Consider the following 21,231-nt stretch of genomic DNA (forward strand, 5'->3'; position numbering starts at 1 on the left):
ATGTTGCTCGGGAAGGAAATTCGGATTCGCCGCGATGGCTACAATCTGCTTGAGTTGATATTGGCGATGGCTCTGATGGTCGTCGTAATGTCTGGCATCGCCAGCGCAATCAACGCCTACATGGTTCAGGTTGCCAAGCAACAGGCGCGGGTCGAACGCGAGTTGGTGGCTCGGAATTCGTTGACGATGATGGCCAACGATATTCGATCTGCAATTCAATACAAAGCGACTGATTATGGCGGGCTCAACGTGCTGCTGGAAACCTACGCGATGATGGACGGCGTCATTGAAGAACGTGAGGAAGAGGATCAGATTTTCGACGAGGAAGAAGTTTCGTTTCGTCCAACGATGCTCGGAACTTCGAACGCGATCATGCTTGACATCAGTCGATTGCCGCGACTTGATCAGTACAATCCGCTGTTGGAAAAAACGTCGGAGCGAGAGTCGACCGTTTCGGACATCAAATCGATTTCCTATTTTTTCAGCGCTGAAAAAGGCGGCTACGATCCCAAGATTTCTCGACGCGAGAACGAAATCACCGGTGGGATGTATCGACGGGAAATCGACCGCGCGGTTGCCAACTTTCGCGGGGATGAAACCCTACAGGTGATGCCTGACGATTTCGCTGAACTGGTTGCCTCGGAAGTCGCCGAAATCAACTTCAAATACTTTGATGGCAACGACTGGACGGACTCATGGGACTCCGAAGAAGAAGGTGGATTCCCGACCGCGATTGAAATTACTCTGATCATCGATCCCCGACGTACGTCGTCCGCCAGTACTGGCTATCAGTACAACGGATTTGATCGTACCGTGATGACTCAGGAGCGATTGACCGTGTTTCTGCCGATGGCCGAGCCTGCCCTGGAGGAAGAAGAATGACTTCCTCGCATAGATTTAAATCAATACGCCGAAATGATCGCGGTGGTTCCATACTGTTGATCGTCCTCGTCACGGTTGCCATTTTGGCGCTGTCGGTGCTTTCTTTTTCCTCACTGATGCTGGTTGAGGAGCAGGCTGCTCGCGTGATGACACGCCGAATTCAGTCGAAGTATCTGGTTGAATCCGGAATGGAATACACTCGTATGTTTCTGGCCCGTCCGGAAAGCGAAATTGTCGAAAGCGGCGGGCTGTGGAACAACGAGGACACTTTTCGGGGCGTTGCCGCGGTGGCGGACATCAACAACCCGGGGCGAAACTCTTCGATCGGTCGTTTCACGCTGGTCGCGCCGGGACTCAATGATGATGGTATCCCGGAAGGAACTCGTAACGGCGTGGTCAACGAGTCCAGCAAAATCAACATCAACGTTTTACCGTACTATGACTACTACGATGCGTTGAGCGAAGAGGAACCGACGATCGCTCGAGGAATCCTGATGGGATTACCGGACATGGAAGAAGAGATTGCCGACGCGATTTTGGACTTCATTGACCTTGATGACGAAGAACGCGAAAACGGAACGGAAAGCAGCTACTACCGCGGACTCAGTCCTGCCTATCAGGCGAAAAATGGACCGCTGGATAGTATCGACGAGTTGCTCCTGGTGCGTGGCGTGACTCCTGAATTGCTGTTCGGACTCGATACAAATCGCAATGGTGTGTTGGATGAATCCGAGGCATCGTTGGGCGACGTTTCTTTAACCGAAGCAGAAACCATGCTCGGTTGGGCCAACTATTTGACGCTCTACAGTAAGGAAAGCAATCTCACGGCCGAAGGCATTCAGAAAATCAACATCAACGCGGACGATCTCGATCAGCTCTACGATGACCTGAAGTCTGTCTTTAACGACGACTGGGCGAACTTCATCATCATGGTGCGGCTGGGGACCTATGAAGAGGGTGTCCCGGACGATCCGGAGGAAGCCAATTTTGTGACGGCCTCGCAGATCTCATTTGAGATCCCTGAAACGACTGAGCCTGATGAGCTGAACAAGTTCCGCACTGTGATCGACTTCATGGATATCGTCTATAAAACGCAGGACGATGACGGCAATGAAGTTTATGTGGAATCGCCGTTGAATTCTTCTCCGGGAGATCCGTCACTGGTAATCGCAATGCAGTCGCTGACGGTTTATGAAGGATTGGCTGTTCCGGGACGCATTAATATTCGTCAGGCTTCCCGAGCCGTCCTGTCCGGAATCCCGGTCATCGCTGACGATGACGAGTTGCTTGGGAACATTATTAGCTATCGCGAAATCGAATTGGATGATCCTGACTTTCTGGACAAAAACCGAAAGTACGAAACGTTTCTGTTGGCCGAAGGCTTGGTTGATCAGGAGACCATGAAATTGCTGATGCCCTACATTTGCGCCGGTGGCGACGTCTATCGAGCGGAAATTGTCGGGTATTTTGGCGACGGACGAGGAACGTCACGGGCAGAAGCGGTGTTTGATACAACGTCACCGGTCCCGCAAATCCTGATGTGGCGCGACAAAAGCCATCTGCAGACGGGTTATTCCATTGAAGCCCTCGGATCGGAACTGCAGGCCGTTGGCAGCCAGTTGGATCGATAAATTTCGACGTTTGCCGTCGACCCGCAATTTATAATACTCATACCGAATCAGTTTTTACCCGCCCAGATTGACATGTCTATCGTCGCTATCGAAATCAATCCGAATCGAATTCTGCTGGTTGCAGGTCGCAAGGCCACGACGCGACCCCTGGAAATTTCGCATGCGATTGAAATCCCAATCGAATCAGGTCTAACCGACGAAGCGATTGGCGAGAAACTCAAACAGGTCGTTCAGGATAACGGACTGACGCGGAATGACGCCGTCGTTGTGCTGTCCCGATCGCAGAGCGAACTCAGAGAGATCGAGTTGCCGCCGGCTCCGGATGACGAGCTTCCGGACATGGTGATGTTCAAAGCGAAAAGTGATTTCGCATCTTTCAGCGACCGTTGGTTGTTGGACTACGTTTCGTTGGATACGGATCCAGGCTTGCCCCGTCGCGTGCTCGCTTCGGCAATCGCGCCTGCCGTTCGTGAACGAGTCGAAAAGATCATCGAGCCGACTGGCCTCAAGTTGAAACAATTGGTGCTGCGACCGTTCGCCATCATGGATTTGCTCAACAGCCAAATTTCAGATGATGCCGCACGACTGGTCGTCAATCCCGGCGATGAGTTCACTGACATTGTGGTCACGAAAGGTAATCAGACCGTTTCGACGCGATCGATTCGAATGCCTGCCGACCAAAATTCTGATCAGCGGAACCGTTTGTTGCTGAGTGAGGTTCGCCGCACATTGGCGTCCTCAAAACGTCAGCTCGGCGGTACGGCAGTCTCCAACATGATTTTGCTGGACGACGAAAAAACGAACAAACATCTCGTTGGCGATTTGAGCGAACGATTGAAGATTGGCGTCGACGTCGTCAATCCATTCGATGGACTCGGTCGAATCGGTCAAGCGAAAGGCGACGTCGCGTCTCCGTGGCAGTTCTCTCCATTGCTTGGCAGTTTGCTGCATCATGGACACGACCGGACTCCGGCGATTGACTTTCTCAATCCCAGCCGGCGAGAAGAAGTCGTTGTCGATCGAAGTCGCTGGTTGATCTACGGATCACTTGCTGGTCTTGCAGCGTTGATGACCATCGCTTTCGCATGGTGGACGCTCAGCAGTCAATCAGCAGAGATTGCTCAGCTTCAACAGGATCTGGTGGACGCCATCAAGTTCAATGAAGGTGACTCCAACCGGCCCAGTATGGATTCGATTCTCGGTCGCACGGGAATGATCGATGACTGGGAAAAAGCCAACGTTCAATGGCTCGACGAGCTTGACGAAATGAGCAAGCGATTCCTGACGGCCGACGAAGCCATGGTTTCCAGTTTCAATGCCGCAGTTCGGCGAAACGTACCGATCGTCGAAGTCTCCGGAAAGATCGTTAGCAACGACCAGGATCGGAAGCTGTTTGAGGCGTTGGAGTTGAGACCCTATCTGGTGACGCCGACCAAAGCGGATGTTTCTTTGGAAGGCGACAGTGAGTATCCGTATACGTTTGGCAATTCCCTGGTCGTGCAGCGGAAGGGGGTGGAATGGCTCAAGGCACTTGATAAGCACGTGTCTGATTTCCACAAAAATCGTCGCAGCTTGAACGATGAAGCGGCTGTGGACGGTGAATCCGATGCCGATTCTGAAGTTGATGCCGAAGCGAATTCGGATGCCGAAGGGAGTGTGAACTGATGTTTGAAAACATGTCTTCAAGAGAAAAAACACTTGCTCTGGTCGTCGGTTCACTCGCGCCGATTTTCATTCTGTTTTTCGCGTTCCTGTGGTTCATGGATCGCTATGAAGGAAACGAAGAAGAAATCGATGACTTGACTGCTCAGGTCGAAGCGCAGGAAACCAAAAAGATGCGTGGTATGGCTGCATCCCAACGACAGGGATACTATCGAAAAGTTAGCCTGCCGGTTGGGACCAGTCGTGCTCGAAGTATCTACAAGACCTGGTTGGACGACCTTGTACTGAAAGAATCCGGCATGTCTTACGACGGCGTGCGATTCAAGGAAGGCGGCGAAATCGCCTACGAAGGAGAAGCCGTTGCGACCAGAAACGCATTCACGGTCAAACCCCGAGGCACGTTGCAACAGTTGGTGGCTTTCCTGCATGGATTTTACTCGGCCGATCACCTGCATCGAATCAACAAGCTGACTATTAAGCCTGTAACGAAATCCAATCGTGGCAAAGATCCCATTCTCACGGGTGAGCTTCAGATGGAAGTTGAAATCGAGACTCTGTCACTCGTCGACGGACCGGTCAACATTGTTGAATTTCCAGTTTGGCGTCGGGAATTGCCTGCCGCTGACGACTACACGCGGAACATTCTGTCGCGTAACATTTTCGGTCCCGCCAACAATCTGCCTTCGTTCGAGAAACCGAAGCGTTCGGACCTGGAGTTCACAATTGCTGCATCCGAAAAGGATGCAGAGGGTAAGTACGAAACCGTTCAAATCGAAGCCGCTGATGCGGACGCTGATGATTTGTTGGCGTTTGAGCTGATCGAAAAAAGCGGCGATGACTCGAACGTGAAAGTCGTGCTTGGAGATCAACCGCGGACGGCGTCGTATCGCAAAATGAGGTTGCGTATTCCAAAGCAAACCAAACCTGTTCGAATTCCGGTTTCGATGCGGGTCGTTGATGATGGACTCCCGTCAAAAAGTGACGAGATCAACTTCACGATTTCATTTGTCGCGCCTGAAGTCAAGGAAGTTGAAAAGCCCAAGGATCCTCCAAAGCCGATCGAGTTTGCTGAACACACTTACGTTCGCGGTTTGATGTCAGGAGGCGACGGGCGTTGGGTCGTGATGTTGTTCAATCAGATCAAGTCGGAGTCTCACAAGTTGGCGGCTGGCGATACGGTAGACATTGACGGTTTGACCTGGACGGTTATCGAGGTTAGTAAAAATCTGGTGACGTTCGAAGTCGACGGCGACGAAAAAACTTTTGAAAGTGGACGCAGCCTCGCCGATCCCTTAAAGGCATTGTAACGGCCTAGAGCTTGCATTTCCCATCCGTTAAACCGTTTACTTTTCCACTAAGTTCTGTTTAACGGTATCGCTACGCGTCGTGTGGAATACCCCCCATTCGTTTTACGCGGCAAAATCTTTCTGCTATTCTCGGAGTATTAATTCTTTCTTAATACAGGGGTGTATTAGATGAAGACTCCACTTTCTGGTAAGCGTTTTGCTTTTACGCTTGTCGAGCTTTTGGTCGTGATCGCGATCATCGGCATTCTGATCGGTATGCTATTGCCGGCAGTTCAACAGGTTCGCGAGGCAGCAAGAAGAATAACTTGCGCGAACAATCTCAAGCAAAGTTGTTTGGCTTTGCACAACTACGAGAGCTCCCACATGGAATTTCCTGCGGGGCACATTATCAATCACAATTGGTATTTTTATGAGGTCGATGCCGCGCCGGGCGGCTACATCGATCCGAACAATGACTTTTCCTATCCAAACAGAGGTCCGTTCTGGAGTTGGATGATGCGTGTGGCTCCATTCATGGAGCAAGGCAACGTCTACAACCTGGCAGATCTCAAGGCGTGGCCGTGGTGGCAGTATCAGCCGAATGGGAAGACGATCAACGGGATCAGTGTTCCTTCCTATTCCTGCCCTTCTGAATCTCGATCTGGGGATGCCTGGGACGACGGAACAGGAAACGAAGCGGCGGTTACTTCCTATCTGGCAGTCAGCGGGCGTGACAGTTATTCCGAAACCGAAGGCCAGGACGGAATTATTTACTGCAACTCAAAGATCGGTTTCGGGCACATCTCCGACGGTTCATCCAACACTTTGCTGATCGGAGAACGCACCGCGTCCTACGATTTGGAATACGGATGGCAGTGGGCTGGTGCTGGCGACAATGCGTTGGGGGAAGCGGACGTCGTGCTTGGCGTTCACGAGCGTATCGCAGTTGATTGGGGCTCGGATCCAAGCGGATACGAGACTGATTTCTTCCGTCCGGGCGAAGCGATCGATCCTGACAACCTGCACCGTTTTCACTACTGGAGTTCACATCCCGGTGGTGGATCATGGGCATTTGCCGACGGCAGTGTTCGTTTCATGAGTTACGAAGTCGATCGCGGCAACAACGGCAGCACTGGTTACGAGCCTACCATTTTGGAAAAGCTTTCGACTCGTGCTGGCGGTGAAGTCGCTGAGCAACCTTAAGACTGTTTTCGGTGACTCAATCTTTTAGTTTCCGAACGTTACAAACGCCGGGTCGAGTGCTTGACTCGATCCGGTTTTTTTTGGACTCCACTTTCCGGGGCAAAATGAACAATCAAACGAAAATGCGTTCCGCTGTTTCCTGGCTATTCGTTGCAGCCATGCTTTTATCCGCTACCGTTGTCACTGGTTGCGGGCCGTCAGATCCGGATGAATCAACGATGGATCGCGTGCCTAACGTTCCGCCGTCGACTCGTGGCAAAGAAGGGGGCGAGTCTCGTATTCCGAGTGCTCCCAAAGCCAACCGCTAAATAACCAGTCGATAAACTGTCGGCTGACTAACTGCTTTGCCGTGGCCTCAGGAATTCCTGCGGCCATGGCGGTGCGGTAAAAATGCATTTGAAATGCAGAGTATTCCGCGTCGCAAATGAGAGTCTTGCACTGAACACCGTTCCTGACCGCCCGGCAAGTTGGTGACTAGAATCGCGCCCTCATACCGAACAGTACGGTACTGGAGCGATAGTCAAACGGCCCGGAACCGTTGCCAACTCCTGCCACTTCAGGCAATTGCGTATCAAGTCGGAATGAGTCCGCTGTGAAATAGCGATACTCAACAAACGCGTCGAGAGTTGGCGAAGCTTTGTAGTTCAGTCCGGCCATCCACTGCCACGCGAAGCTTGATTCGTCATCGTTGATGACCGCCTCGACACCGTTCGACTGGATCAAATCAGGTCGCGCCAGTGCGAAGCCCACGCCGCCACCGACATACGGTTTAATTTTCTCAGAACCGAAGTCCACGAATTCCCAGTATCCGTTCAGCATCCCCGCAAACGTTCCAAAGTCTCCCGCGACGCTGGTAAACTCTGATCCCGAGACGCCATCGAGTTGCAAACCATTGATGTTGATGTTGCGATAGCTCAGCTCAAGTTCGGTACGCAGATTGCGACCTTGAAATTGCCCGACGGTGAATCCGAACAGATAGCCCGCGTCTTCAAAGTAAACTCCAGTACCGAGTTCGCCCCGTGTCGTGAAGTCATTCAAGTCAGACCAGCCACCGAACAGTCCTATGTAGCAACTGGCGAAATTCGTGCAAACGTTGTCGCAGTCGCTTACGACATCAACGTAGGCTGCATCGCCACATTCATCGACGGTTGCCGTCTCCACGATGCGATTTCCGATGTCTTCGCCGACAAGTGTCGGACGGGATCCAGTTCCGCAACACGAATTGCACTGATTGCACCCGCCGCAACCGCTGGATGCGATCGAAGTTGAATTGCAATTGTTGCAGCTGTTACAAAGTTGAGTTGGAGTGCAGCCCGGACCGCACTGGCCGCCGTAGGGCATCTGGGGCATCGCGTTTGGATACGGAGGCACGTAGCCCGGATAAGGAGGCTGCGGCGGATACCCTGGGTAAGAAGGCTGTGGCGGATAGCCTGGCCGAGCTCCATAGCCGTAGGGGCCAGGCAGGTTGGCGTATGGATTGTTCGGCATCATCCGCGGATCGTATCCTGGAGGAACCGCGCCTTTTTTCGCGTCTTGCGACTGAACGTAATCCGTAGGATCACGAGCCGGCAAATACACATGAGACGATCGCGGAGCGGGAACCGGCGCCAAATCTTTTTCGTCCGGTTCCTTTGAATCGAAAACGGAACGCTCCGATGTGTCCGGAAGTTCGCCGGGTTCTTTCTGGTCGGTCAAGTCCGGTGACTCAGTCTCTCTCGGCTCATCGTTGCCTGAAACATTGCCCGGTTCATCGTCACGCGGTCTTGGCTCTTCGCCGGGAATGGGTGGGTTAGGATTGATCTGTCCCGGATCCGGAGTGAACTCGCTTCCCGGAGGTAGACGCGGTTCAATCTGATTCGAACCTCGCGGATCAGTGTCCATCGGAGGCGTATTCGGTGTCGGATCCTGAGGAAGTTCGTTGAACGGATTTTGAATCGGTGTTGTTGGCTCTTGCGATTGATCTTCGCGAGGAGTCATTTCTCCGAAAGGATTCGGTGGGAGTGGTGTTGGGTCCTGAGTTGTCGTTGGCGGAACTACCGGGTCGAGTTTTTCAAATGGGTTTACTGGTACAGTTTCCTGTGGCGTCGATTCCTGTTCGCCGAAAATTTGATCCTGAGAATTCTCGCCGAAGATGTCCTGAATGCGGCCAGAATGAGTGACCTTTGCCGGCTCGTTCGCCGCAAATGCTTTCGAAAGATTGCTGAATTGCCCCGATTGGTTTTCAAGCGGCGCGTCAGTAATGTCCAACGTTGGAAAAGGAGCAGGAGGATCAACAACATCCACGTTGAAAGGTTGTGGCCTTGCCGTCACCGGTTGATTCGGCAAGCCATTTGCGCGACCGCTTGCGCGAGCGACCCTCGACGAATGCGATTGCGGATAGATCTTGTACGTATTGTTGTAATACGGTTTCTGAGCCATCGCGGGCAGGCTGACGGCGCTTACGCTGACAACGACAGCGACGATGATCTTCGCCCACCGTTGCACTTGGCTCGTCGAAAAATTACTGTTAACCATTGTTTCCAAACCTTAAAGCGCAAACTTCACGCACTCCATTCAGTTCTCGATATCGTCAAAATCGGCAAAGTTTATCCAGTTTGAATCGTTGGATTTGGCAAGATTTTCCGATTGGGTCGGCAATGCGGCTCAAGAGTCCGTCGAATACTGCCGCTGGACGAAGGTGAGTTTTTGCTAGCGTTGGCTTGTCAGCAACGATCAAAATCGATCGCAACCTCACCGCAGGAAAACATGTCTTCAGGGAATCGATCCACAGAAAAGTCAGCTTCCGACACCGCAAAACCCACGCTGAACGGGCTTTCGGATTCGGCGTTGGCAGTGGTAGCAGCGCAATCAGACACGACGGCTGCAACGTCCGGCGAAACGAAGCGAGCGTTTTCCATGCGACAAGTCGCGATGGCGAGTGGCATCGTTTTCACCGGGGCGGTTCTTTTTTCGACCAAGGCGATTCTGGTAAAGCTGGCCATGCCCTACGGTATCGAACCCGTGCCACTATTGTTGCTGCGGATGGTTTTCGCGATGCCGTTCTATGCAGCGGTCCTGGTATGGCTGTCCGTGAAGGAGCGAGATCAACACATTCCTGGACGAGAGCCAACGCCGTGGATACGAATTTCGGTGCTCGGCGTCGTTGGCTATTACCTGGCAAGCTTCTTCGACTTCTACGGATTAAAGTTTATCTCAGCCAGCCTCGAACGCGTTATCCTGTACTCGTATCCCACCATCGTGCTTTTGATCAGCGCTGTCTTTGCAAGGAAGCGAATTACCGTTCACCAGGCGATCGCGGTTGTGATCTGCTACGTCGGAATCTTCGTCGCGATACGGTTTGGAGGCTCCGGAGGCGTCGCGACGAACGTACCGTTGGGCGTGTTCCTGGTTTTTCTTTCTGCAGTAACCTATGCCATTTACCTGGTCGGTAGTGGAGAGCTGATTCCGAAAATGGGAGTGTGGCGGTTTACCTCGATTGCCATGTTGGTATCAACAGCTTGTGTCGTCGTGCACTTCGCGCTGACCGAGACCGTTACGGATTTGTGGTCTTACCCGCCGGAAGTCTACTGGTTGGGATTTGCGATGGCGATCTTCGCGACCGTGGTGCCGTCCTTCCTGATTTCAGAGGGAATCAAGCGAATCGGAGCCACGAACGCCGCCGTTATTGGAGGCGTTGGACCCGTGTCGACCATTGTCCTTGCGTCAATTTTTCTTGGAGAGTCCTTCACAACTGCGCAACTTCTCGGAACGTTGTGCGTGATCGTAGGAGTCATCTACATCTCGATCAACATGAAACGCGATTGAGATTTCGCTTCAGATTTCCCTACATTAGCGCACTGAAACATCAGCACGATTAGAGCCGGAGCGGTAGCGAACCAGGTGCCAATGGTTGGATAGCTGTTCGTGTCTGGCCACCTGGTAGACTTCACCAATCCCACTGATGAAGTCGCCGGGCGAGTCGTTCGTCGGATGCCATTCGAGCCAGTCACCACGTTCACGTCCGACCAGTTCGAATCGAACGGTCCGGTCCACGCCACCTTCAATCGCCGAAAAAGAAAACGAAGCGGTTTCCAGTTCCGGCAAAGTCAACAAAATCAAAGTGCCTGGATCGCCTTCTGGGTAAGCCATAAACGGTCCGATGGTTTCACGTTCGCCATCGGTCGCTGGCCAACTGCTGTGGAGGTCGTCGACGATGGAAGAGAATTCGAACAGCGTTCCTTGCATGCGAAACTTCTTCCCAGTCCAGGCAATCTCCTGCCAGTTCGGCAAGACGGCAAGCCATATCGCGAGCACGGAAATCGCAACGAACCACGCTTGAAGAGTGCGGCTTTTCGTGGCTCCGACCCAAAGTCCGACCAGCATCAGGATCGTGGAGATGCCAGCCACGAAGCCAATCGCCAAGACCGCTTTGTTGCGAAGCGATAGCCACCACCAGTCTCCCATGTCTCGAATCTGGATGTCGCTACTGTTGGCCTCACTTGCGAAACGCCACCAGTCAACCGACGCTTCAAATCGACCGTCGAGAAACAACCAGCACACCACAATCGTTGCTGCCGCAAAGTTGATCGACGACAGCCAGAACGGATGCGCCGTGAACCGGCCGAGTTGACCGCTCCACCAGCTTCCTGGCGATCGCAAAGTTTTGTGACAGTCGGACATTGCAGACAACTTTTAACAACCTCAAACAGACAGCTGTGAAACGCGAGCAAGTCATCAGCTTTCAAGCTTTCATTCGCAGCGCCTCGGTTTGGCTAATCTCGCAAACTACAAATCAATCTCTATTTCCCCGCGTCTGTCGCAGGCGTTTCCGCTGCAGGTTTGCAGTAGGAAAGCGCCAACAGCGCGAAACCGGTCGAGAGGTTTGGATCGTTTTCAAACCAGCGACGGTCTTCGTTTGTCCAGGACCCGTCGTCGTTTTGGAGTTCGGCCAATTGAGTGATCAAATCCGCGCGCCAATCGTGGGCTTCCCCATCCTTGTCGACGACTTTCTCCATGCCGGCAGCATTCAAGGCAGAGCTGAACGTGTGAAAGTAGTAAAACAAACCAGCGGTTCCCATCCCCGGATTCTTCTCAACCGAGTAGGTGTTCTCGATCCACGTCGTGGCTGCCTCGACACGAGGATTTTCTTTGGTAAGCCCTGCATAAATCATGCTCTTGAAGCCGGAATACGTCATCGATCCATAGCTTCGCAAACCACCATTGGCAGTAATACGCTCTGTTTCACTGGACGCGTCGCTGGATTCTGTTGGGATCGAATAGTAGAAACCACCGTCCTTCACCAAGTCAGCAAATCGAGTGTCGTTGCCATGCCCTTCCAAATTCTGGCAGCGACTGATGAAGGTGATCGCACGCTGAATCGATTCGTCGTCCTCGTCCGCTCCAGTCGCAATAAGTGCTTCCACAAAGTACGCGGTGTTGGAAAGATCGGGACGTCCCGAACCGCCGTAGCCGACGCCTCCATACCACGGGTCGTCTGGCTTTCGATCTGCTCCGTCAACCTGAAGCCCCTTTAGAAATGCCTGAGCATTGGCCAGCGTTTTGTTGTACTTCCCAGAATCGTTTGCGAGCGACAGAGCGACGACGGCAACGCAAGTTTCGTAGTTTTTCAGCCGTCCGCCTCCGTAGATTCCTCCATCAGGTTTGACGAAACCGTTGAGCGCTTCAAGCCCTTTGGCAACCATCGGGTCGTCAACAGAAAGGCCGTTGCGGAGTGCAGAAGTCACTGCCAAAGCTGTAATCCCGGCTCCCGCCTTTTCCGTAAACGATCCGTTTTCGGCTTGGCCTTTCTCGGAGAAATACTTGAGCCCCTTGGCCACGATTTGTTGCCGAAGCTCTTCCGTGTTCGTCTGTTTCTCAGCTGTCGAATCCGTTGCTGAATCTTGAGCCTGAGCGTTCGTCGCGAGTACCGCGAGCATCAACGCCAGCCCGGAGACAATCCCTAATTTGTTCATCTGACTTTCCTGATTGATGTTTCTAAAAATTCGAATCAAAGACTTCGCCGCCCGCTACCGAACCGATAGCTCGCCACACCTCGAGCTCCACCGAGTCGGACACAGACCGGACTGAACCATCGAGCATTCCGGTGCTGACGGTGCCTCCGGCGTGGTAGCTGCGTGCCGTGATCGCCGCGTAAGTCGCCTGGTCGTCGCGTTTGCCTTCCTGAACGGAATTGAAATCGATATCGTAAGTTTGGCCGCCAGACTCGTAGGGAACGAACGTGTTCGGTGTGAATACCGTTGTGATTCCTGAGTGGTGGACTCGGCCATCGCACCACTCGGTGTGTCCAGTGTTTTGATGAAGACCCGGACCCAGTTTGAGCTGTCCGGAGTATCCCATGAACGCTGCTGGATCTGTCGGCGGCGTGTCTCCGGGATCGGCCGTGTTGCGAATATAAGAAGTGAAAGCTTTGACTTCCGAGACACAAATTGTGTTGCTTGTTCCGTCTCTCACCGCGGAGATCGGCAGGTCGCTGTTGACGTAGAAAGGTCCGTCACCAGTCCTACGGCTCACCGGATCGTAAGCCAGCCATGATCCAAAATTGAAGCCATAGTTCTGCGGGTAAACTTTCGGCGCGCCAGTCGAGGTGTCGATTCGAACAGTGTCATTTATTTCGCTTGGACATTGGTACATCGGGACTCGCATCGTTGGGACGCCCGTGTCGATCTGAACATCCCAGGCCACGTCCAGGTCGACCAGTTCGTAAGCATTGGCCTGTTCGCAGAACGGCAACAGCCTGCCGTGGATTGACCAGGATCCATTGTTGCCCGTCAAGATTGTGCCATGCTCTATTTCAAAGCTTGGTGGGAAATGCATGTGAGCCGATTCGTAGTTCAACGCCGACAGGACCATCTGCCTCACGTTGTTCATGCAGGAAGTTCTGCGAGCCGCCTCGCGGACCATTTGTACAGCCGGCAACAACATGCCGATCAGAATGCCGATGATCGCAATCACAACCAACAGCTCAACCAGCGTGAACCCTCGCGGATTGAGATTTGAGTGGGAAAGTTTGCTTTTCTGTTTCACTTCCGTTTGCTCCAATTCGTCATGATTGTGTTACTCTTGGTAACGACAAGGTTGGGGTAGTATGATTCAAGATCCAGCGATCGACGATGTGCTGCCTCGGACGGTCTGACTTGATTTCCTTGACCGGACAGGCAACCATCACGTCGCAAATGCAAATCGTGTACCTGTTTCAAAAACCTGAGAAACGTGGCTGTTTTAGCTAGTGTTTGATGCGATAGGGGCTAGATCTGTCGAATGAATCGACGGTCTGTCAGTTGGATCGACAATTGGAAGTCAGAGGAATGTCATCGTGCGGTGGCCGCTTAAAAATCAGATTCTGATTCGCATGCTCGTGCTATTGCTGGTGGCAGTCGCTTCGTTGACCTACGCAAGTATTCACTCGACGATTTCAGCCCACCGGAAAGCAGAGCTGGATTCGTTGTCGCGAATCGTTGAGTTGATGTCGACGACAAAGTTTCCCTTGACGCCGGCGGTTCTTGAGAACATGAAGCTGCTTTCTGGAGCCGAGTTTGCGTTTGGCGATGGCAAGGGGAATGTACTTTCAAAGACTTCCGGATCGCCGTCTTTGCCTCGCGAAGGTGTCGGGCTTACGACCGAATCTGAACAGGCAACGTCGGCTCGCGTGATCGAGGACAGCGACAGGTCGTGGTATCACGAATCGATTTCGGATGTTCGTGATCCATTGAATCCCGCATCGCCCCGAGTGCTACACATTTTTGTCTCTCGCCAAACTGCCAGATCGGTGTGGATCGATGCGAGTAAAACGCCGCTGATGATTGCCGCATCTGTCATGTTGTTGGCCGTCCTGCTCAGCCTCGCACTTGCCAATCAGGTGACGCGTCCGTTGGCGACTCTCAATCAACAGGTGCGAAAAATCGCTCAAGGAGACGTTCAGCAAATCCCGGCTGTCAGTCGCAACGATGAGATCCGGGACCTCAATACATCGATCAACGAGATGGCGGTCAAGCTGGAGGATCACGAGACGCAGTTGCGGAAGAATGAGCGGCTGAGAACGATGGTCCAATTCGGCAGCAGCATGGCTCATCATTTGCGAAACTCGGCTACCGGTTGCAAGATGGCGATACAATTGCTGGCCTCGGAAAAGAAGATTGGCGACGACGAAAATTTTCTGGTCGCCTTGCGTCAGCTGGAGTTGATGGACAGCTTCATCAAAAAGTTCATGTTGTTCGCCAACGCTCCGGAATCTGGCGAAACTCAGGCTGCACGCGAGTCCAATCCGAAAGCGGTCCTCGAGAATGTGATCTTTCTGCTTCGCCCATCAGCTGACCATCTCAATGTTGAGTTGTCGGTTCGTAGTGAATCGGATCAGTCAACCATTGAAATGACGGAAGAGGACGCTCAGCAGTTGATGATGAACTTAATCAGCAACGCCATTCGGGCGGCCAGTGAGAGATTGGCTTCGTCGAGTGCGGCACGAGGTGGGCTCGTCGAAGTTGAGCTTTTCGTGCAAGATGGTCGGTTCGTTTTCCAAGTGGCGGACAATGGTGCGGGGCCACCTGAAAATGTTGTCGAAACCATGTTCGATCCTTTCGTGACGGGTTCCAAAGAAGGAACCGGTTTGGGGCTATCGCTGGTGAAAGAGATCGCTGCCAGGTCTGGCGGAAACGTTGATTGGTCACGCGAGAACGGGATGACGATTTTCCGCTTCGAAGCAGAATCCATCCAGGGAAAGGCGATTTGAATTTATGTCACGCGTTCTGATCATCGACGATGAAGAGAGTATTTGCTGGGGGTTGGCCAGGCTTTGCGAGCAAATGTCGCTTGAGCACGAGACGGCGTCGAGCGCCGAACGCGGCCTTGAGTTGGCAGAAGCAGCCAGTTTTGACGTGATCATCATGGATGTTCGCTTGCCCGGCATCGATGGGCTTTCTGCAATCGAGCAGTTCCACAAGCGATTCGGCAAAGTCCCGATCATTATTATCACGGCGTTCGGGGATTTGGATACAGCCATTGGCGCGATTCAAAAAGGGGCATTCGAGTACATCGTCAAGCCGTTTGAACTGGAGGTGGTTAAATCGACGATTGGTCAGGCCATCGTCGCCAACAGTTTGCAGGACTACTCCGAACCGTCCCAGGATCTTGCCGAACCATCTGGCGAACCAGAGATTGGGTTGGTTGGATCGTCCGCGGTGATGCAAGAGGTGTTCAAGCAGATTGCGTTGACGACGACATCCGACGCTCCGGTTTTGATTACCGGTGAAAGCGGCACCGGGAAAGAGCTGACGGCGAGGTCGATTCACCGGTTTGGCTCGCGTTCGTCAGGACCGTTTGTGGCGGTGAACATTGCGGCGCTCAGCCCGTCGCTGGTCGAGAGCGAGCTCTTCGGACACGTCGAAGGCGCCTTCACCGGTGCGAATTCGAAGCGCGTTGGACTGGTTGAACAAGCCAACGGTGGCTCTCTGTTTCTGGACGAAATCGCAGAAGTGTCGCTCGACATTCAAGTCAAACTACTGAGGGTTCTGGACCAGGGCGAAGTCGTCCCAGTGGGTTCAAACACTGCTGTTAAAACGGACTTTCGCCTGATTTCTGCGACGCATCAGGACTTGTTGGCTCAGATCAATCACGGCGAATTCCGACACGATTTGCTTTATCGATTGCGAACGTTCGAAGTCCGACTTCCTCCATTGCGAGATCGAAAGGATGACATTCCCGAACTGGTTGAGCATTTTCTGCGCAAATCTGCGACGGCCGATTCCGTATCGCCAACTCCTGATTTTCTCGACGCGTTGAAAGATCGCCAATGGCCGGGAAATGTTCGCGAACTCCAGAGCGTCGTCGAACGAGCGGCCGCATTTTCAAAAAGCGGCTTCCTGTCGGCCGAACACCTCGTCAGTCAGGATGAGAAAGCGTTTGTCGCGCCGGAGAACGATTCGCTGGAGACGAAAATCCAGACGCTCGTCCGTGAATGGACTCGGAAAAACTGGAATGACAGTCGAATCGAGCTGCTCTATGAGGAACTCATTTCTGTGATCGACCCAGCGATCCTGCCGACTGCTTTCAAGCTCGGAGACAACCAGTATTCAGCTGCGTCGCGGCGACTGGGAATACATCGAACGACCCTCAAGAAGAAGCTTGATGAGATGCAGGGTGACGATTAGTTTTCGCAACGCATTTGCCGTCAGGCAATGATCTCCGGGATCAACTCTCCTCCAAACTGGGACAGCTGTTTGTAGCGTCCACCGTGGAAGTAAGTCAGCTTGTTGTCGTCCAGACCAAGCAGATGCAACATCGTAATGTGCACGTCGCGAATCGGATGCACACAGTCAACCGCTTCGGCGCCGATCTCATCCGTCGCACCGACTACCGTTCCTGCTTTCGTCCCACCGCCTGCGAACCACATGTTCATGGCGTCCGCGTTGTGGCCTCGACCAAGTGACGTCACGCCACCGCGATAGTTGTTGTCAGGAGTCCGACCAAACTCGCCTGTCCAAACGACAAGCGTGTCTTCGAGCATTCCACGTTGTTTCAGGTCCTTGATCAACGCCGCGATCGGTTGGTCGACACTCGCGATTCGGGAAGAGTGGCCTTTTTCCAGATAGTCATGGCTGTCCCATCCTCCGGAGAAGATTTGCACAAACCGGACGCCTTTTTCGACCAGTCGCCTCGCCATCAGGCACTGGCGACCGAACTCTGCAGTCTCCTTTCGATCCAGCCCATACGCCTGTCGTACATGTTCGGGCTCGCTCTTGATATCAACGACGCCAGGCACCGACATCTGCATTCGGTAAGCCAACTCATAGCTCTCCATGCGAGCTTTCAGGTCCGCGTGTTCCGGGTGTCGCGCGGCGTGGTCGGCATTGAGTTTGGCCAGCATGTCCAGCGCCTTGCGCTGATGCGAACGCGACTTGAATGACGGTGGATTCAAGTCCAGGATTGGAGAGCCCTTTGAACGCAAACGAGTTCCCTGATAATACGCGGGGAGAAAACCGTTCGTCCAGTTCGCAGGTCCGGCTTGCGGCAACGCCAGTTCCGTCATAACGACATAGCCAGGCAAGTTTTGGTTTTCCGAACCCAATCCATAGGTCACCCACGAACCAAGCCCTGGATCTCCGCCCAATCGACTGCCTGTGTTCATGTGCAGCAACGCTTCCGGGTGATTCAGCGACTCGGCCTTGCAACCTCGATAAACGCAGAGCTCGTCTGCGACTTCCGGATCGGCGAGAAACTTCCACTGATCCGTCATCTCGATGCCGGACTGTCCAACTTTGCGAGATTTGAACGGGCTTCCGACGTAAAATCGCTTACCCGTCGCCAAACCAGCCGTACGCTTAGATTCTTTCAGGTGGATCGAACTCAAGTCAGGCTTGGGGTCGAACGTGTCGATGTGCGAAGGTCCGCCTTCCATGAAAAGCATGATGACATTCTTCGCTCGCGGTTTGAGCAGCGGTTTCTTCGGAGCCAGCGGAGACTGCTCGACAGCTGCTTTGGCTGCCGTTTCGTCGGCGCTAAGCATCGAAGTCATTGCGACTGAACCAAGAGTGGCGCCCAGGCCATACAGGAATTCGCGTCGTTTAAGTTGGCTCATGATATTACCTAAATGTTGTCTGTAGTTTTGTTCAACCAGTGCAACCTAACGCGGTTTTGGATTACTCAGTTTGCACAAGATTGAAGTTGTTCCTCGTGGTCAGTCCTTGGCAGGCTGACGCGGTTTTTCGTCGCAAGACAAGTCCGTGGTTGACGTTGTCTATTTTTGACACAGCTCAAGTCGTGACATCGCGCTGTATCGAGAGCTACTAGTACACGTATAAAAACTCGTTCGAATTCATCAGCACCAAACATAGATCCGCCAACGCACGAGTCTCCGCTGAAACCGTCCAGGGTTTCGGATCCGGAATGTAGTCCTCGTAAACGTTCAGCTTCTCAATGAACTCAAACGGTTCGCCTGTAAACTCTTCGACCAGCGACCGAACCACCTGAGTTGGATACTTGATCTCTTCAGGCTCGTTCTCCGCGTGGTAATCCTGCATCTCCTTCAGGTATGCAAGAAAGTTTGCTTTCTCTTGATCCGTCGCCGCACGATTAAAAGCCAGACGAATCGCTTGAGCAACCTGCTTCTCAAGGTCGTCTTTGTTCTCTTTTTGCAAACGCAACGCCAACGCAATTGAACGGTCCGTCATCGTGTCGCTGTTGAGCAACGTGAATGCCTGAGGAGTCACCGCTGCCGAGTCCCGCATCTCGCAAGATTCATTTGGGTTCGGCTGGTTCATGATCTCCAACATTGGATCGGCCTGGCCGCGGACTCGATAGGCGTAGATCGTGCGGCGGTTTCGTTCGGCTGGAGTTCGCGAAGGTTGATGAGCAGGAGCAATCGAGAACTGGATCATTCGAGGCTGCAACGCGACCTCCATGTTGATCTCTGGCATGATCGGCACGCCGCCCATCTCCCGGTTCAGCTCGCCACTGATTAACAACGTCGTGTCCCGAAGTTCTTCAGCCGTCAACCGCCGCGGTTGCCACGTCGCCAGCAGTTTGTTGTCCGGATCAACGGCCGCCTGTTTCTCCGCATCGACCGGTTTGCCGCTACGACGGTAAACGTCAGAAGTCAGGATCATTCGATGGAGTCGCTTGATTTTCCATCCGTTTTCAACGAAGTCCTTGGTTAACCAGTCCAAAAGTTCCGGATGCGTCGGTTTGGCTCCTTTGACACCGAAATTGTTCGCAGTTTTAACGATGCCTTTCCCGAAGTGATACTGCCAAATTCGGTTCACGATCGAACGAGCCGTCAACGGATTCCGGTCGTCAGCAACCCACTTCGCGAACGCCAGACGTCGGCCTTCCAGATTGTCCGTGATTGCCCAAGGATCAGCAGCCGTCGGGTCGACAGGCAAGCCAACGGGGCTGAGTACGCCAGGTTGGACCGGATCGCCTTTGGCCTCCAGAGCACCGCCGGCAAGAATAAAGTTCTCGGGCCGCCAGTTCTTCTTGATCTTTTTGGCGACGCGGAGTTTGCGACCGTTTTTCCAGTCATCCTGGCCGTTGTAGACGCCTTGAGCCATCGGCTGGTAACGCTCCATCCGTCGCTCCCAAATCCAGACATCCTGTTCGCGGACTTTCTTCTTGCCCTGTTCTTCGGGAGTCAAACCGACATGCCGCGGCGGCTTTTGATCTTCAGGATCCTTGACCCGTTCCTTCTCGTTCTTGTACGGCAAGTCGTGTTCGGCATACCACTTTTTGGCGGCGTCTTCCTGCTTGTCAATGATCTCTTTCTTCTTCGCCGTCGCGTAATCCAGCAGTTCCTTGACCAGCTTTTTCTTTTCCTCGAATCCCTCAAGATTCTCTTCTGGGAGAAATTCGACTTCGATCTCTGCGGGTTGTGTTGTCGCGAACGTGGCGTACATTCGATAGTAATCACGGGTCGGCATCGGATCGAATTTATGATCGTGGCACTTGCAGCATCGCATCGGCATCGACAGAAATGATTGGCCGACATTGTGCACCAAATCGTCCAGGAAAATCTGACGGGCTTCCGGTTGAGGAATCATTTGCGTTCCCCATGGACCCATCCGCAACATGCCCGTCGCAATTTTTGCTTCCGGATCGTCCGGGCGAAGTTCGTCGCCAGCAAGTTGTTCCATCACAAACTCGTTGAACGGTTTGTCATCGTTGAACGCGCGAATGACATAGTCGCGATACCGCCACGCGTTTGAACGCTCGTAGTCATTCGAGAATCCGGATGTATCGGCATAGCGGACGACGTCCAGCCAATGTTGAGCCCAGCGTTCGCCGTAGTGATCGCTGTCGAGCAAGCGATCCACGAGGTCCGACCAGGCTTTTTCGCCATCGGCTTCGGTGGCGCGGATAAAGTCGGACGTTTCACCTGGAGTCGGTGGAAGCCCCGTAAGGTCGTAGGTCGCTCGGCGAATCAGAGTGCGGGCATCGGCTTTGCTGGCCGCAGACAGTCCGGCTTCGGCAAGTTTCGAATTGATGAAACCGTCGATCGGATTCTGGTTCGCTGAACTGGCTTGCGGCTCGACTTCCTGCAAGGGACTGAAGGCCCAGACTTCATCTTTTTGATAGCGACGATACGTCCAGTCTTCTGACGTCCCACCGCTGTGGTCAAAAATGATGCCTTCTTCGTTCTCGCGAATTTTCCAAAGCTCTTTCTGAATCTCGCGCTGAACTACTTCGCTCGGCCACGGCGCACCGGCCTCGATCCACTCGCGGAAATACTCCGTTTCTTCTTCCGACAACCGATCGGTTTCCTTCGGAGGCATTTCCATGTCTTCCCAGAGAATCGCCGTATACAGCGGGCTTTCGTGGGCGTTGCCGACAATGACGGCAGGGTCGCCAGTTTCTCCCCCGGCGATCAACGCCTCGCGAGTCAGCATGTCATAGTCGCCGCGGATGTCTTCCCGGTCCGACCCATGGCAACCAAAACACTTCTCCTTCATCACGGGAAGGACGCGAAGCGTGAACAGACGATCAGCATCATCCTGGGCTGACGCAGATTCCGCGAACAAAAACGCAAGTGCGAAAATGCCGAATAGCAATTTGACTGAAAGTTTCATTTGAGATCGTTTCAT

Annotated in this window: 15 protein-coding genes; 9 read left to right on the forward strand and 6 right to left on the reverse strand. The window is 53.2% G+C overall.

Features of this window, described 5'->3' with window-relative positions; genetic code table 11:
• From MFFC18_RS10795 to MFFC18_RS10820, 6 genes are all read left to right on the forward strand, one after another.
• Complete coding sequence (locus MFFC18_RS10795) at positions 1-882, forward strand: hypothetical protein (RefSeq protein WP_075086532.1); 882 nt, start codon at positions 1-3, stop codon at positions 880-882.
• The gene (locus MFFC18_RS10800; protein WP_084417463.1) at positions 879-2,513 is read left to right on the forward strand and encodes a type II secretion system minor pseudopilin; all 1,635 of its coding nucleotides are present in this window, start codon (positions 879-881) and stop codon (positions 2,511-2,513) included. The genes MFFC18_RS10795 and MFFC18_RS10800 overlap by 4 nt, the downstream gene beginning before the upstream one ends.
• Before the next feature lie 72 nt (positions 2,514-2,585).
• Positions 2,586-4,178, forward strand: coding sequence for a type IV pilus biogenesis protein PilM (gene pilM / locus MFFC18_RS10805; protein WP_075086530.1), 1,593 nt, complete (start codon positions 2,586-2,588; stop codon positions 4,176-4,178).
• A gap of 11 nt (positions 4,179-4,189) precedes the next feature.
• The gene (locus tag MFFC18_RS10810; RefSeq protein ID WP_148618808.1) at positions 4,190-5,482 is read left to right on the forward strand and encodes a hypothetical protein; all 1,293 of its coding nucleotides are present in this window, start codon (positions 4,190-4,192) and stop codon (positions 5,480-5,482) included.
• A 168-nt stretch (positions 5,483-5,650) separates the two neighbouring features.
• Complete coding sequence (locus MFFC18_RS10815) at positions 5,651-6,664, forward strand: DUF1559 family PulG-like putative transporter (RefSeq protein WP_075086528.1); 1,014 nt, start codon at positions 5,651-5,653, stop codon at positions 6,662-6,664.
• 104 nt (positions 6,665-6,768) lie between these two features.
• A complete protein-coding gene (locus MFFC18_RS10820) occupies positions 6,769-6,972 on the forward strand; it encodes a hypothetical protein (protein ID WP_148618809.1) in 204 nt (67 codons plus the stop codon).
• Between the two features lie 166 nt (positions 6,973-7,138).
• On the opposite strand, the gene MFFC18_RS10825 is transcribed toward MFFC18_RS10820, so the two are convergent.
• Positions 7,139-9,178, reverse strand: coding sequence for an outer membrane beta-barrel protein (locus tag MFFC18_RS10825; RefSeq protein ID WP_075086526.1), 2,040 nt, complete (start codon positions 9,176-9,178; stop codon positions 7,139-7,141).
• Between the two features lie 231 nt (positions 9,179-9,409).
• Between MFFC18_RS10825 and MFFC18_RS10830 the strand changes: the two genes are divergently transcribed.
• Positions 9,410-10,468 carry a DMT family transporter gene (locus MFFC18_RS10830; RefSeq protein ID WP_202907598.1) on the forward strand — a complete coding sequence of 353 codons (1,059 nt, stop codon included), beginning with the start codon at positions 9,410-9,412 and terminating at the stop codon, positions 10,466-10,468.
• A 24-nt stretch (positions 10,469-10,492) separates the two neighbouring features.
• On the opposite strand, the gene MFFC18_RS10835 is transcribed toward MFFC18_RS10830, so the two are convergent.
• The 3 genes from MFFC18_RS10835 to MFFC18_RS10845 all read right to left on the reverse strand — a co-directional run bounded on the left by MFFC18_RS10835 (position 10,493) and on the right by MFFC18_RS10845 (position 13,687).
• Positions 10,493-11,323 (reverse strand): hypothetical protein, encoded by an 831-nt coding sequence (locus tag MFFC18_RS10835; RefSeq protein ID WP_075086523.1) that lies wholly within the window; start codon positions 11,321-11,323, stop codon positions 10,493-10,495.
• Positions 11,324-11,442: 119 nt separating this feature from the next.
• Positions 11,443-12,615: a prenyltransferase/squalene oxidase repeat-containing protein gene (locus MFFC18_RS10840; RefSeq protein ID WP_084417460.1), complete on the reverse strand. Its 1,173-nt coding sequence runs from the start codon at positions 12,613-12,615 to the stop codon at positions 11,443-11,445.
• Positions 12,616-12,637: 22 nt separating this feature from the next.
• The gene (locus MFFC18_RS10845) at positions 12,638-13,687 is read right to left on the reverse strand and encodes a DUF1559 domain-containing protein (RefSeq protein ID WP_075086522.1); all 1,050 of its coding nucleotides are present in this window, start codon (positions 13,685-13,687) and stop codon (positions 12,638-12,640) included.
• A 289-nt stretch (positions 13,688-13,976) separates the two neighbouring features.
• Here MFFC18_RS10845 and MFFC18_RS10850 point away from each other — a divergent pair, with 289 nt between their 5' ends.
• Both MFFC18_RS10850 and MFFC18_RS10855 read left to right on the forward strand, forming a co-directional pair.
• Positions 13,977-15,389 carry a sensor histidine kinase gene (locus MFFC18_RS10850; RefSeq protein ID WP_075086521.1) on the forward strand — a complete coding sequence of 471 codons (1,413 nt, stop codon included), beginning with the start codon at positions 13,977-13,979 and terminating at the stop codon, positions 15,387-15,389.
• 4 nt (positions 15,390-15,393) lie between these two features.
• Positions 15,394-16,806 carry a sigma-54-dependent transcriptional regulator gene (locus MFFC18_RS10855; RefSeq protein ID WP_075086520.1) on the forward strand — a complete coding sequence of 471 codons (1,413 nt, stop codon included), beginning with the start codon at positions 15,394-15,396 and terminating at the stop codon, positions 16,804-16,806.
• Between the two features lie 20 nt (positions 16,807-16,826).
• On the opposite strand, the gene MFFC18_RS10860 is transcribed toward MFFC18_RS10855, so the two are convergent.
• Together MFFC18_RS10860 and MFFC18_RS10865 are read right to left on the reverse strand one after the other, a co-directional pair.
• Complete coding sequence (locus tag MFFC18_RS10860) at positions 16,827-18,233, reverse strand: DUF1501 domain-containing protein (protein ID WP_075086519.1); 1,407 nt, start codon at positions 18,231-18,233, stop codon at positions 16,827-16,829.
• Positions 18,234-18,441: 208 nt separating this feature from the next.
• Entirely contained in the window at positions 18,442-21,216 is a 2,775-nt protein-coding gene (locus MFFC18_RS10865; protein ID WP_238381357.1) for a PSD1 and planctomycete cytochrome C domain-containing protein, read from the reverse strand.
• Positions 21,217-21,231 lie beyond the last annotated feature (15 nt).

Origin of the sequence: Mariniblastus fucicola (assembly GCF_008087665.1) — a bacterium.
GTDB lineage: Bacteria > Planctomycetota > Planctomycetia > Pirellulales > Pirellulaceae > Mariniblastus > Mariniblastus fucicola.